The organism is Streptomyces sp. DG2A-72, assembly GCF_030499575.1.
Classification (GTDB): Bacteria; Actinomycetota; Actinomycetes; order Streptomycetales; family Streptomycetaceae; genus Streptomyces.
In genome coordinates this window covers 2,915,005-2,928,272 of the sequence record NZ_JASTLC010000001.1, presented here as the reverse complement: position 1 = coordinate 2,928,272, position 13,268 = coordinate 2,915,005, and the positions used below count along the sequence as shown (strand labels likewise).

12 protein-coding genes and 1 pseudogene are annotated in these 13,268 nt (G+C 70.6%); 6 read left to right on the top strand and 7 right to left on the bottom strand.

The annotated features are described in order from the left end of the window. Positions 1-63 precede the first annotated feature (63 nt). Complete coding sequence (locus QQY66_RS14050) at positions 64-588, top strand: superoxide dismutase family protein (RefSeq protein WP_301979685.1); 525 nt, start codon at positions 64-66, stop codon at positions 586-588. Positions 589-684: 96 nt separating this feature from the next. Here QQY66_RS14050 and QQY66_RS14045 read toward each other — a convergent pair whose 3' ends face one another. The 4 genes from QQY66_RS14045 to QQY66_RS14030 form a co-directional block, all read right to left on the bottom strand. Beyond that, positions 685-1,134: a DoxX family protein gene (locus tag QQY66_RS14045; RefSeq protein WP_301987305.1), complete on the bottom strand. Its 450-nt coding sequence runs from the start codon at positions 1,132-1,134 to the stop codon at positions 685-687. Positions 1,135-1,229: 95 nt separating this feature from the next. Then, positions 1,230-3,143 carry an FAD/NAD(P)-binding domain-containing protein gene (locus QQY66_RS14040; RefSeq protein WP_301979684.1) on the bottom strand — a complete coding sequence of 638 codons (1,914 nt, stop codon included), beginning with the start codon at positions 3,141-3,143 and terminating at the stop codon, positions 1,230-1,232. Positions 3,144-3,315: 172 nt separating this feature from the next. Then, on the bottom strand, positions 3,316-4,953 hold the full coding sequence (locus QQY66_RS14035) for an alkaline phosphatase D family protein (RefSeq protein ID WP_301979682.1): 1,638 nt from the start codon (positions 4,951-4,953) through the stop codon (positions 3,316-3,318). Positions 4,954-5,051: 98 nt separating this feature from the next. Continuing rightward, on the bottom strand, positions 5,052-5,696 hold the full coding sequence (locus tag QQY66_RS14030) for an HNH endonuclease family protein (RefSeq protein WP_301979680.1): 645 nt from the start codon (positions 5,694-5,696) through the stop codon (positions 5,052-5,054). 388 nt (positions 5,697-6,084) lie between these two features. Between QQY66_RS14030 and QQY66_RS14025 the strand changes: the two genes are divergently transcribed. Then, positions 6,085-6,666: a TMEM165/GDT1 family protein gene (locus QQY66_RS14025; protein WP_301979679.1), complete on the top strand. Its 582-nt coding sequence runs from the start codon at positions 6,085-6,087 to the stop codon at positions 6,664-6,666. Between the two features lie 169 nt (positions 6,667-6,835). Continuing rightward, complete coding sequence (locus QQY66_RS14020; RefSeq protein WP_301979678.1) at positions 6,836-7,495, top strand: HAD family hydrolase; 660 nt, start codon at positions 6,836-6,838, stop codon at positions 7,493-7,495. A gap of 447 nt (positions 7,496-7,942) precedes the next feature. Here the strand turns inward: QQY66_RS14020 and QQY66_RS14015 are convergent, their stop codons facing one another. After that, positions 7,943-8,902, bottom strand: a complete 960-nt coding sequence (locus QQY66_RS14015; protein ID WP_301979677.1) for a peptidoglycan-binding protein — start codon at positions 8,900-8,902, stop codon at positions 7,943-7,945. 160 nt (positions 8,903-9,062) lie between these two features. On the opposite strand from QQY66_RS14015, the gene QQY66_RS14010 reads away from it, so the two are divergent. Further along, positions 9,063-11,156 (top strand): MDR family MFS transporter, encoded by a 2,094-nt coding sequence (locus QQY66_RS14010; protein WP_301979676.1) that lies wholly within the window; start codon positions 9,063-9,065, stop codon positions 11,154-11,156. A gap of 98 nt (positions 11,157-11,254) precedes the next feature. Here the strand turns inward: QQY66_RS14010 and QQY66_RS14005 are convergent, their stop codons facing one another. Then, the gene (locus QQY66_RS14005; protein ID WP_301979674.1) at positions 11,255-11,773 is read right to left on the bottom strand and encodes a GNAT family N-acetyltransferase; all 519 of its coding nucleotides are present in this window, start codon (positions 11,771-11,773) and stop codon (positions 11,255-11,257) included. A 97-nt stretch (positions 11,774-11,870) separates the two neighbouring features. On the opposite strand from QQY66_RS14005, the gene QQY66_RS14000 reads away from it, so the two are divergent. Together QQY66_RS14000 and QQY66_RS13995 are read left to right on the top strand one after the other, a co-directional pair. Further along, positions 11,871-12,449, top strand: a complete 579-nt coding sequence (locus QQY66_RS14000; RefSeq protein WP_301979673.1) for a hypothetical protein — start codon at positions 11,871-11,873, stop codon at positions 12,447-12,449. A gap of 34 nt (positions 12,450-12,483) precedes the next feature. After that, a pseudogene (locus tag QQY66_RS13995) lies at positions 12,484-12,762 on the top strand (hypothetical protein); the annotation flags it as partial. Here the strand turns inward: QQY66_RS13995 and QQY66_RS13990 are convergent. After that, positions 12,751-13,206, bottom strand: coding sequence for a DUF1992 domain-containing protein (locus tag QQY66_RS13990; RefSeq protein WP_301979672.1), 456 nt, complete (start codon positions 13,204-13,206; stop codon positions 12,751-12,753). The pseudogene QQY66_RS13995 and the gene QQY66_RS13990 sit on opposite strands and share 12 nt — an antisense overlap. Positions 13,207-13,268 lie beyond the last annotated feature (62 nt).

The window sequence follows — 13,268 nt, the reverse complement described above, 5'->3', positions numbered from 1 at the left end:
GGTGTCCCGTAGCACGGACAAGGGGCGACACATCACTCCTGAACGTGAGGAACGGTACACATCATGGTGGCAGGTATATGCGCGGGCGCCGTCGCCGCGGCCGTGCTCGCGGCCGGCAGCGGCGCCGCCGAGTACTGCTCGGTGCAGAAGGACGGGCGTTTCGTGCCGCCCTCGGCCCATGTGGCGACGGACGCCGTCACATATGACATGGCACTGGTCCCGGCCGGGTCGTGGATCGAGGTCCGTCAGCTGACCGAGGAGAAGACCGGCAAGACGACCGTACGGTTGTGGGTGAAGGGCATGAAGCCCGGGCACGCGTACGGCGTCCATGTGCATCAGAAGCCGTGTGCCGCCGACCCCGCCGCCGCGGGCGGGCACTACCAGAACAAGGTGTCCACCGACCCCGCGGACGTCAACGCCGAGAACGAGGTCTGGCTCGATTTCACCGCAGGCCAGAACGGCAGCGGCCGGGCGAGCGCCTACCACGACTGGGGCTTCCGGGAGGGTGAGGCGTCCTCCGTGGTGATCCACGACGTGCCCGGCCCGAGCGGGGGCCGCGTGGCCTGCTTCACGGTTCCCTTCGTGTAGGGCGCCGCAACCGCCGTACCATCTGGAGACGCGACGGCGCCTCCCCCGTACACGCGGGAGAGGCGCCGTAGTGCCCGCTGAGGAAACCGGTGCCGGTCAGGCGGTCACCGGTGTCTGGTGCGAGGCCCGCTGTTCCCTCTTCGAGCGCTTCGCGAACAGCTGGTCCAGGCCGAACGCGCCGGAACCGGTGAAGATCAGCAGCAGGAAGGCCCAGCAGAACATCGCCGCGGCCTCGCCGCTGTTCTCCATCGGCCACAGGGCCTCCGGCTGGTGGACCTTGAAGTACGCGTACGCCATGGAGCCCGAGGCGATGAACGCGGCGGCGCGCGTGCCCAGGCCGAGCAGGACGAGGGTGCCGCCGACGAGCTCGATGACGGCGGAGTACCAGAAGGGCCAGGTGCCCGCGGACACCGTCCCGCCCTGGCCGTCGGCCCCGCCCAGGACTCCGAAGAGCTTGGCGGCGCCGTGGCAGAGGAAGAGCAGGCCGACGACGATGCGGAACAGGCCGAGTGCGTAGGGCTGAGCACTGTTGAGACGTGCGGTCAGTGCGGACATGTGGGGGTACTCCTTCGGTCGGGCCGGTCCATGGGGCGGCCCGGTCTGGGGGACAGAACCGAGTGAGTGGCCAAGGCTAGGTGTGCCTAATCAATGCTTGCAAGTTCAACATTCGGCCATGGCGTGTATTCCTCTTGCGGCTCCGATTCGGCCGCCGCTGCACGTAGAACCGTTCTCGCCACCGCGTCGGCATCCGAAAGCGTGACCGAATCCACACCTGGTCTGGCCCCCGCCGCCGTCACCCAGTGCACGCCCTCGGTCGGCACACCGAAGGCGAACCGCCTTGCGTGCGCGCGCCCTTGACGGTCGATCAGACGATACGGCCGCGGTGTTACGTCCAGCCCTCCCGTTTCGTAGCCGTCGACGGTGTGCGGCCGGCACTGTCCGGTCTTCAGCAGCCGGGCGAGGAGGTCGTCGGCCGTGCGCCGCAGATCGGGTTCCGGAAGCCGTGCCTCTATGAGGGTCGTCACGTGTACGGCGGACCCCGGCACGTCGGGGGAGTGCGCGAGCCACGCCCCCTCGCCCTCCCGCACCTCCAGCCGCGGCCCGAGCACCTCCACCACGCCCGCCTCCATCAGGGCCGCCAGCTCCTCGATCCGGCGCCGGGGCGGGCCGATGGAGAGGAACGCGTTGAGCGGCGTGTACCAGCGGTCAAGATGATCCCGGTGGGACGCGCCCGCGAGTCCGCCATGGTCGACGATCTGCCGCAGCTCGTTGCGCAGATCCCGCAGCACATCCAGCGCCGCCTTCAGCGGACCGGCGACATTGCCGAGCGCGGCCTGGGCGGCGTCCTCACGCAGATACGTCAGCAGCCACGCACGCCAGGCGCCGGGGTCGGTGAAGTCCTGCCCCGCGTACGGGCGGGAGATGCGGTCCCAGGACCAGTGGTCGGCCTCCGCCACCCCGAACTCGTCCAGCACGGCGGCTTCTTGGGGGCTGCGGTGCGGGACGGCGAGGAAACGGTCCCTGAAATCCTCCCGCTCCCCCAACAGTGCCTCGTAGTAGACCGTCTCCACCTCCTTCGCCACCAACGGCCATATCTCCGTCAGGAAGTCCGGTGCCTCGCCGGAGTCGGCGCGTTTGCGGAAGCGGGCGATGGTCTCGTCGGTGAGGACGAGGGGGAGGTGGCGGCCGTAGGGGCCCTTGGCGTTGTCGCCGCGGGCCTGGTAGGGGATGCCGCGGCGTGAACCGGCGTAGAGGCGGGGCTCGTTGCCGGAGGGGAGGTAGCGCAGGGTGCCGGTGGCCGTGCGGGTGAATCGGCCGTCGCGGCCGGTGGTCAACAGGGCCATGTGGTCGAAGAAGTTGAGGCCCAGGCCGCGCAACAGCACCGGTTCGCCGGGGGATATGGCGGAGAGGTCGACGTCGGCCGGGTTGGCGGGGGGTATGTGGCGCAGGCCGTGGGTCTCGGCGTATGCCGCGTGCCGTCGCTGGGCCAGGTCCGCGACCGTCGGCAGATGGCCCTGGGCGAGGACGACGGCGGACAGGCCGGCCAGGGTGCGGCCGTCGTCGAGGATGAGGGTCTGGCGGCCGTCGGGGGCGTCGTCCAGGCGTACGGCCCGTGCCGCGTGGGTCTCGACGCGTACCGCCCGCGGTGCCTCGCGGACGACCTTCGCGAACACCCACTCGAGATAGCGGCCGTAGTGCGCGCGGGTCGGGTACTCGTCGGGGCCCAGGTCGCCGTCCGCCCAGTCGTGCAGGCTGGGGCCGGGGCGGACCGGGCCCGAGCAGTCCACGCTGTCGTCGGTGAAGAGCGTCACCTGACTGGCCACCGTGTTCATCAGCAACTGCGCGGACTGCGCGGAGCGCCAGACGCGGCCGGGGCCGGGCGGCGCCGGGTCGATCACATGGACCCTCAGCCGGGTGCCGGGTGGGAGGAGCTCCGGCGCGGAGGCGCAGAGGCGTTCCAGGACGCTGGTGCCGCGCGGCCCCGCGCCGACGAGGGCGACCCGGACCTCGGCGGACTCGGCGTGCGCTGCGGATTCCGCGGGCGGTGCAGACAAAACGGTGTCTCCCGGGCATGTGGGGCGCGTTGCGTCAAACCGCCCAGAGGAAGCGGACGGTCCGCCTCATCATGCCGTCGGGAGAGGGAAGATCCGAGCCCAGGAGGCAGGGAGTGTGGGGCGCCTCACTCGCATCACGGGCATCATGCGCATCGCGTGCGAACCGGCCCCTTCACCGCGTCAGCTGCGATTCCTCCACCGTCTTCAGCCGCGCCTCGCCCGCCTTCTCCGCCCGCGCCTGATCGATCCGCAGCCGCGCCGAACGTCCGCGCAGTGTCAGGGTCATGAGCTGGTTGCCGAACCAGGGCCCGCCGGTGCACCGCCAGTCGATCGGTGGCCGGGGCACCTTGCCGTGCCCGGCGAACCGGCGGCCCAGGACCCGCGCGGTGGCGGACCAGCCGAAGCGGAAGCCGACGCGGATCGCCATGTGGATGGCGTTGTGGACGGGGGAGCAGGTCAGCTGGAACACGCGGGCGTCGGGACCGCCGGCGGGCCACGTCGGCTCGGCGACGTACGCGTGATGGACGTCCCCCGACAGCACGCACACCGTCGCCGGCGCACCGTCCCCCGAACCGGCCTCCGCGATCAGCGCCGTCAGCGCGTCGAAGGACGCCGGGAACGCCGCCCAGTGCTCCAGGTCCGCGGCCCGGCGCAGCTTCTCCCCGAACCCCGCCCAGCGCGCGCCCTTCTCGCCCCGGCACAGCGCCGCGTTCCACCCCTCGGCGTCGTGCACCAGATGCGGCAGCAGCCAGGGCAGGGAGGTGCCGATGAGGAGGTGGTCGTACGAACCGGGCTCCTGAAGCGCCTGTTCGCGCAGCCACCGCTCCTCGCCCGGGTCGAGCATCGCGCGGCGCCCCTCCTCCAGGACGCGGGCCGCGCGGGTGTCCACCATCAGCAGCCGGACGCGGCCGAAGTCGCGGCGGTAGCTCCAGCGGACGGAGGTGGGGTCGGCGTCGGACTTGGCGGCGAAGGCGCGCAGAGCGTCGGTGCCGTCGGGTGTCTCGCGTACGGCCGTGTACAGCGGGTCGTCGGCCAGCTCGGCCGGGGAGAGGTTGCCGATGTGCTGGTGGACCCAGTACGACATCAGGCCGCTCAGCAGCCGCTCGCGCCACCACGAGGTGGCCCGCATGTCGGCGAGCCAGGCGGCGGAGGTGTTCCAGTCGTCGATGACGTCGTGATCGTCGAAGATCATGCAGCTGGGCACGGTGGACAGCAGCCACCGCACCTCCGGGTCGAGCCACGACTCGTAATAGAGGCGCGTGTACTCCTCGTAGTCCGCGACCTCGCTGCCGGGCGGTTCGCGCAGATCGCGGCGGGCGGCGAGCCAGCGGCGGGTGGCCTTGGAGACCTCGTCCGCGTAGACCTGGTCGCCCAACAGCAGCAGGACGTCGGGCCGTTCGCCGTCCGGGTCGGCCGCCATCCGCGCGGCCAGCGTGTCCAGGGCGTCCGGGCCCACCGGGTCGGCCTCGTCGGCGGGCGGCGCGGCCCAGCGGCAGGAGCCGAAGGCGACATGGACGGCGTCGTCCTCGGCCGGCGTGCGGATCAGGGAGGGCGGGAAACGGGAGTCCGGCAGCGGCCACACGCGCGCGCCGTCGAGGAACACCTCGTACGACTGCGATGTGCCCGGAGTGAGGCCGTTCACCTCGACGAGTGCGTAGTGATGCCCCGCGATCTGGAAGGTGGGGGACTCGCCGCGCGTGCCGTCGGCGCAGCGCACCTCGGCGGTGCACGGACGGCCCGCCTCGACCCAGATGGTCGCGGACGAGCCGTCGGCGTATCTCAGCAGTGGTCCCAGTCGCAGTTCGGCCACCTCATGCCCTCCTCCGTCGCCCCGTACGGTACGGAACGACGGAGGTCAGCGGGGAGGTTCCGCAGATCACGGTTTGCCGAACTCCGTCGGTACGTCCGTCAGCAGCCGGACAGGTAGTTCGTCAGCGCGCTCTTCTCGGCGGAGTCGACGGAGAGGTCGTAGTAGTACTTCACCTGGACCCAGGCGCGGACGTAGGTGCAGCGGTAGGAGGAGACCGACGGCATCCAGGTGGCCGGGTCCTGGTCGCCCTTGGCCTGGTTGACGTTGTCCGTGACCGCGATCAGCTGCGGGCGGGTCAGGTCGTTGGCGAAGGACTGGCGGCGGGAGGTGGTCCAGCTGTCGGCGCCGGAGTCCCAGGCCTCGGCCAGCGGAACGAGGTGGTCGATGTCGACGTCGGAGGCGGCGGTCCAGGTGGCGCCGTCGTAGGGGGAGAACCAGCGGCCGCTGGTGGCGGCGCAGGAGGAGTCCTGGACGACGTTCGTGCCGTCGCGCTTCAGGACGACCTCGCGGGTGTTGCAGGCGCCGGACTGGGTGATCCAGTGGGGGAACAGGTCACGGTTGTACCCGGTGCGGTCCTCGGTGGCCACGGTGAGCTGGGCGAGGTAGCTGCGCGCGGTGGCGCCGCTGACGGGGGTGGGGAGGGCGGCGGAGGCGGTCGGGCTGTTGAACAGCGCGACCGAGGCTATGAGTCCGGTGAAAGCCGCGAGTATGCTGAGGCGTCGACGCGCGTAGAACTTCGGCATGCGAACTCCCTTGAGTTGTGGGGGTGTTGGGCGCGAGCGGGGTAATGCTCGCGACGCCGTGTTGCGCTCGGGTGTTCGTTCGGTAAGAAGCTAGTGACGTGCTCATGACACATCAAGGTTGAGAGCGGAACTTTCTGGTCCGTCTGCCGTCCCGTACGATGAATGCCGCAGAAGGGGAGTAGCTCTTCGCCGGACCGTCGACATACTGCTCAGCTCGTCTGAGCCGGCGCCCGGAGGCGGGCCTCACGCGTGAGGCCGGCCAGCGAGACCTTCGGCAAGCAGTGCACCGCCTGTGTCGTTCGGCACGGGCGCCGCGTGTGCTGCCGTGCCGAGGTGTCTCATGTGACATAGCACTCTCGGTGGGGCAGCCCCGACCGATTGAGGAACCTTGATCAGCTTCACCGTCATGGCGCTGGTGTTCGGCGTCGTCTTCCTCGCCGAACTGCCGGACAAGACCGCACTCGCCGGCCTCGTCCTCGGCACCCGCTATCGCGCCTCGTACGTCTTCGTCGGCGTCGCCGCCGCCTTCGCGCTGCATGTCGCGCTCGCCGTCGCGGCGGGCAGTGTGCTGACGCTGCTGCCGCAGCAGATCCTGCACGCGCTGACCGGGGTGCTCTTCCTCGGTGGGGCGGCCGTGCTGCTGATGAAGAAGGACGAGGACGAGGAGGAGGTCCGCAAGCCGGAGAACCAGTCCTTCTGGAAGGTGTCCGGGGCCGGGTTCATGCTCATCCTGGTCGCCGAGTTCGGTGACCTGACGCAGATCATGACGGCGAATCTCGCCGCGCGGTACGAGGACCCGCTCTCCGTCGGGCTCGGTGCGGTGCTTGCGCTGTGGGCGGTCGCCGGACTGGGCATCGTCGGTGGAAAGGCGCTGATGAAGCGGGTTCCGCTGGCGCTGATCACCAAGATCGCGGCGTTGCTGATGCTGGGGCTCGGGGTGTGGAGTCTCTGGGAAGCCGTGGCCGGCTGAGCTGAACGGTCGGTGAACCCTTCTCGAAGGCGGTGGCGGGAACGGGCCCGGTTTTGTACCGTGAAGGAACAAAGTGGCTCCGCCCGTTTTCCCTGACCGGCGGGCGGGCCCGCTTTGTTCTTGTCGTTCCTCGGGTGCCAGCCTTCACTTCCGCGTCTTGGAGTTGCCGATGACGGCCACGACCGTGCTCACCGCCCGTGCCCTGCTGCTCGACATGGACGGCACCCTCGTCAACTCGGACGCCGTCGTCGAGCGGATCTGGCGGCGCTGGGCCGAGCGGAACGGGCTCGATGGGGACGAGGTCATGAAGGTCGCGCACGGTCGGCAGGGGCACGCCACGATGGCGCTGCTGTTGCCCGAGCGGGCGATGGAGCGCAACCATGCGGACAATGCGCGCATGCTCGCGGAGGAGACCGCCGATACGGACGGCGTCGTCGCCATTCCGGGCGCTCCGGAGTTCCTGGCCTCGCTGCGTGGGTTGCCGCACGCCCTTGTCACCTCTGCGGACGTTGCCCTCTCTACGGCTCGGATGACTGCCGCGGGGCTTGCTCTGCCGGAGCCGCGCATCACTGCCGAGTCGGTCGGTGCGAGCAAGCCCGATCCGGAGGGCTTCCTCAAGGGTGCGGCGGAACTGGGCGTTGCCCCGGCCGACTGCATCGTCTTCGAGGACTCGGGTGCGGGTATTCAGGCGGGGCGGGCTGCGGGGATGCGGGTTGTGGGGGTCGGGGCGCGGGCCGGGGTCCATGAGCCGGATGTGGTGGTGCGGGACCTTACGCAGGTGCGTGTGGAGGGCGTGGGGGACGGGACGCTTCGGGTGTACGTCGGGTAGGGCGTCGGTGCTGTGAGGTGCCCGGTGTGTGGGCTGGGCGGGGGTGGGTCGCGCAGCCCGGCGCTGACGGGGTGCCGCCTGCGCCCACCCGTGCCGCCCCAGGCGGCACGCATGCCCGCAGCTTGGGCGGGACAGCAGCCCGCAGCTTGGCGGGAGGGCGGCCCGGCGCCTGCTGGGTGGGGGCCGCCCTAGGCGGCACGCATGCCCGCAGCTTGGGCGGGACAGCAGCCCGCAGCTTGGCGGGAGGGCGGCCCGGCGCCTGCTGGGTGGGGGCCGCCCTAGGCGGCACGCATGCCCGCAGCTTGGGCGGGACAGCAGCCCGCAGCTTGGGCGGGACAGCAGCCCGCAGCTTGGCGGGAGGGCGGCCCGGCGCCTGCTGGGTGGGGCCCGGCCTGGGCGGCACGACTGCCCGCAGCTGAGCTGAGCCTGCCCGCGGTCTCGGTGGGTTTAGGGCTCCTGTGTCTCCGACTCCAGGCGTTCTCGGGTCTCGAGGTCGTAGACGCCGTACTCCTGCGGCACGATGCCCCGCCACAACTGATACTGGCGGACCGCGTCCTCGACGCCCTCGTTGTAGGTGCCCTTGGCCTCCCTCGTGTAGACGTCGGCCTGGGTCAGGCGTAGTTCGAGTTCGACGACCTCCGGGCCCTCGTCGCCGCGGCTCAGGACGGGGGCCTCGGCTTCGCGGCCGTTTTCCGGTCCGCCCGCGGAGTCGGTGGCGCCGGCGGTCGGCGTGGGGGTGTTCGTAGGGTCGGGTGTGCGGGTGGGAGTCGGTGCGGGGGAGTTCGAGCGGGTCGGGGTCGGTGAGGGGGAGCCGTTCTCCGTGGGTGTGGGGGAGGGTGCCGCGGAGGTCGGCTGTGCGGGCGTGGTGCTCGCGGACGGTGAGTCGGGGGCCGCGGTGGGCGTGGTGTCCGGCACGCTCGCCCGGACCTCCTCCGGCAGGGCCTGGTCCCGGGTCGGGGTGTCGTACGAGAGGAGCCCGCTCGCCAGGCCGGCCGCGGTGACGACGGTGACGAGGACGCCCGCGACGCCGAACATGAGGGTGCGGCGGGGGCGGCGGGGTGATTCCTCGTCGGGGGCGCTGCCGAAGGGGGCGGGCCCGCCCGTGAACAGGCTCAGGTCGGCGTCACTGGGCTCGGTGGCAGCCGGTGCCGGTGGAGTCGGCGGTACGGCCGGCAGCGGCATCGTGGAGTGCGGGTCCGCGGGTCTGGGTGGGGCCTCCGGCGCGCCCTCCAGTTCGACGTACGGCCGGATGCGCAGCGGGTCGAAGTCCTCCGCTGCTGCCGCCTCCGCCGTACGCACCTCGCGCAGGGCCTCGGCCGCGCGCTCGGTGCAGGCGCAGGACGGGGTGTGGTCGGGCCCCCTGGGTGCCCCGCACTCCGGGCATTGGTGACCCTTCGGCTCTGCCACGCGTTGGTTCCCTCCCTTTGCGAACTCCAGCGATTATGCAGACCCTTCCTCCACACGTTCCACACACGCCCCGGAATAGCGCCTTCCACTCGGATTGAACAGGCCATAACCGGTCACACCGGCCAGCATGGAGGAGTAACGAGAGCCGCGGGAGGTCTTCATGGCCGGGGATACGCACGGTAGGACGGGGGATGTGCAAGACGGACAGCCCCCGGAGCGGCCCCCCAAGAAGGGGGTCGCCGCCCGGGAGAACGTCTCCGTGAACGTCCTCGTCCCGATCGGCGCCCTGCTCCTCGGGATGCTGCTCGCGGCCCTCGATCAGACCATCGTGTCGACCGCGCTGCCCACCATCGTCAGCGACCTCGGCGGTATGGATCACCTGTCGTGGGTGGTCACCGCCTACTTGCTGGCGTCGACGGCGGCGACTCCGCTGTGGGGCAAGCTCGGTGACCAGTACGGACGGAAGCGGCTGTTCCAGATCGCGATCGTGATCTTTCTGATCGGATCGGCGTTGTGCGGAATGGCGCAAAGCATGTCCGAACTGATCGCGTTCCGGGCGCTTCAGGGTCTCGGTGGCGGCGGGTTGATGGTGCTGTCGATGGCGATCGTGGGCGACCTCGTGCCACCGCGTGAACGCGGGCGCTATCAGGGGCTGTTCGGTGCGGTCTTCGGTGCGACGAGTGTGCTCGGGCCGCTGCTGGGCGGGCTGTTCACCGAGCATCTGAGCTGGCGCTGGGTGTTCTACGTCAATCTGCCGATCGGCGTCGTCGCGCTCGCCGTCATCGCGGCGGCCCTGCACATCCCGCACCGGGCGGCCAAGCACGTTATCGACTACCTCGGCACGTTCCTGATCGCGTCGGTCGCGACCTGCCTGGTGCTGGCGGCCTCTCTCGGCGGAACGACGTGGAGTTGGCGCTCGCCGCAGATCGTGGGGCTGGCGGTGCTCGGGGTCGTCCTCGCGCTGGCGTTCGTGGCCGTGGAGCGCAAGGCGGCGGAGCCGGTGCTGCCGTTGAAACTCTTCCGCATCCGCACCTTCACCCTCTCCGCCGTCATCAGCTTCATCGTCGGCTTCGCGATGTTCGGCGCGATGACGTATCTGCCGACGTTCCTCCAGGTCGTACAGGGCGTCAGTCCGACCATGTCCGGCGTGCACATGCTGCCGATGGTGCTCGGCCTGCTGCTGGCCTCGACCGCCTCCGGGCAGATCGTCAGCCGCACCGGCCGCTGGAAGGTGTTCCCCGTCGCGGGCACCGGCGTCACGGCGCTGGGTCTGCTCCTCCTCCACCAGCTCGACGAGCACAGCTCCACGGCCGAGATGAGCACGTTCTTCTTCGTCTTCGGTCTCGGTCTGGGTCTGGTCATGCAGGTGCTGGTGCTGATCGTGCAGAACGCGGTGTCGTACGAGGATCTGGGCGTCGCCACGTCCGGTGCGACCTTCTTCCGGTCCATCGGGGCGTCGTTCGGCGTGGCGATCTTCGGCACGATCTTCGCGGGGCGCCTCGGCGAGAAGCTCACGGACGCGTTCCGGGGTGCTCAACTGCCGCCCGGTGTCTCGGTGGACGCGCTGGAGGCCGACCCGCGCGGTATCGCGGAACTGCCCGCGGCACTACGGCCGTCGGCGCTCGCCGCCTACGCCTCATCCATCACCGACGTCTTCCTGTACGCCGCTCCTGTCGCCCTCCTCGGCTTCGTCCTCGCGTGGTTCCTCAAGGAGGACCGGCTGCGCGGGTCGGTGACGGCGCCCGACCTCACGGAGACGCTCGCCAGCAATCCGGTCGAGCGGTCGTCGTACGACGAGGTGTGCCGGGCGCTGTCGGTGCTCGGCACGCGGGAAGGGCGGCGCGAGATCTATCTCACGATCACGGAACGGGCGGGGTACGACCTGCTGCCGGCGGCGAGTTGGCTGCTGCTGCGGATGAAGAAGTACGGGTGGGCGGAACCTGGCGTTCTCGCCGAGCGCAGCTCCGTGCCGCTCACCGTCATCCTTGAGGCCGCGCGGCAGGTCGAGGAGCGGAGGCTGGCCGTCCGCGAAGGCATCGACCTCGTCCTGACCGACCGGGGCCGCGCGATCGCCGAACGCCTCGCCCAGGCCCGCGAGGACTCCCTCGCGGACCTCCTGGGCAACTGGTGGACCGCCGACCGGCCCACCGATCTGACCGAGCTGGTCAAGGAGCTGAACGAGGAGCTGTGCGGGTCGGAACGGGAGCGGCCGCGTAACGGGGCGGCGGGGCGGGCTGTGGGGGGTGGTGTCTGAGCGTCGGCGGCTGCGGGTTGTCTGTGGCTGGTCGCGCCCACGCGGCGGAGCCGCATATCGATACAGCCCCGCGCCCCTTTGGGGCGTGCAGTCACCGGTCATTTGGAATCGAAGCCCCCTAGCTTCCTGCTGAACCAGTGCTCGGCGTATTCGTAGTCGTTGTGCGGCTCGGTCTCCTCGTAGCCGAGGCGTGTGTACAGAGCGCGGGCCTCGATCAGGTCGTGGCGGGTGTCGAGGACCATGCGTTCGGCGCCGAGGGCGACGGCGGTATTCTCCGCGGCCCGTACGAGGAGTGCGGCGCCGCCCTTGCCGCGGAACGCCTCCAGCACGAAGACGCGTTTCAGCTCGGCGCTCGTTGCGTCCAGGAGTCGTACGCCTGCCGTTCCCGCGGGCTCGCCCTCGTACCGGGCCACGAGCAGCTGACCACTCGGTGGTACGAGTCCGGCGCCCGTGTCGGCGGCGATCTCTCGCTCCAGCTCTGCCGGGTCGGTGCGGCGGCCCTCGTGGAGGAGGTACCAGCGGTCGCTGACCTCTGTGTAGTACGCCCGCCAGAGCGCGGCGGCGGTGGGGGAGTCGACGGGTTCGGGGGCGACGGTCCAGGAGGTCATGGCTGTCATTGTCGGGGGCGCCGTTTGAGGTGGGGCGTCGGGGCAACCCGGGCGGTGGACCGGCTCGTAGGGAGAGTCGGGTGGGTCGAGAACCCGGAAGGCATTCATGTCTGGCGTGATCATCGCTCTGATCGTGATCGTGGCGGTCGCCGTCATCGGCGCGGCCGTCTATCTGACCCTGCGCGGCCGGGGTTCGTTCGGCGGCGGCAGGGATCTCAAGAAGCGCTTCGGGCCCGAGTACGACCGGACCGTGGCCCGGCACGACGGGGACACGCAGGCCGCCGAGCGCGAGCTGGCCGAGCGGGTGGAGCGGCACGGTGGGCTGCGGGAGCAGCCGCTGGAGCCTGCCGTGCGTGAGCAGTACACGGCCCGCTGGACGGCCGTGCAGGAGCACTTCGTCGAATCGCCGCGCGTGGCGGTCACCGAGGCCGACCGGCTGCTGGCCGAGGTGGCGACCGTCCGCGGGTTCCCGGACGGCGAGCACTACGACGAACAGCTCGCCGCGCTGTCCGTGCACCACGCGGACCATGTGCACGGCTACCGGCGCGTCCACCGCGTCGCGAACGCCCGTATGGGCACCGACGGGGACACCCGCGCCGGTACGGAGGAGATGCGGGAGGCCCTGATCGAGGCGCGGAAGCTGTTCGACGACCTCGTCGACACGCACCAGCTGCAAAGGAGCTGAGGACTTGAAGAACATGCCGGAAGCGACAACCCCGCTCCTCCCGCACGACGAGCGTGACAAGCTCACGGAGCGCCTTCAGCACGCGGTCTCCGGATTCGTCGACAGCCCCCGGGCCTCCGTCGAGGAGGTCGACCGGGTGGTCGAGGAGATCACCGGCCGCGTCACCGACTCCCTGACCCAGCGCCGGCGCACCCTGCGGCGGACATGGCAGTCCGCCGACGCCGGAGAGCCCGCGGCGGCCACAGACACCGAGCAACTGCGTCTCGCCCTGCGCGACTACCGCGAGCTCGCGGAACGGCTGCTACGCATCTGAGTCAAGTGAGTCACCTGAGCCGTCCGAGTCGGCTGAGCCATCCGCCGTCCGGCGCTCCCGCCACTGCCGTACGACGTCCTCGACGTCGTACGGCTTCATCCCGAGCGGAGGGCCGGGCGGCGGCTTGAACATCATCTCGCGGATCTTGACGTTGACGTCCGTGATGATCTTCCGGGCGATCCGCTCCGATGGTGCCGCGTACGCCGCCGCCAGCGCGTCCTCCGCCTCCTTGCGCAGTGCGAGGCTCGGCGGCAGTACCGAAAGGCCCTCGCGGGCCATCTTCTCCTTGATCCACCACAGTTCGTCGTACGTGGTGTCGTAGCCCGACGGCAACGGCTTGCCCGCGCCGCGCAGTTGGGCGAACTCGCCGCGCCCCTCGGCGTCGCGGATCTGCTTGTCGACCCAGGACTCGAACGGCACACCCGGTGGCTTTCGCTCGGTCATGAGCCCATTGTGCCGGACGCCATGAGGCCGGGCGATTTATCATGCGGCGGCCAGGTAGGGAC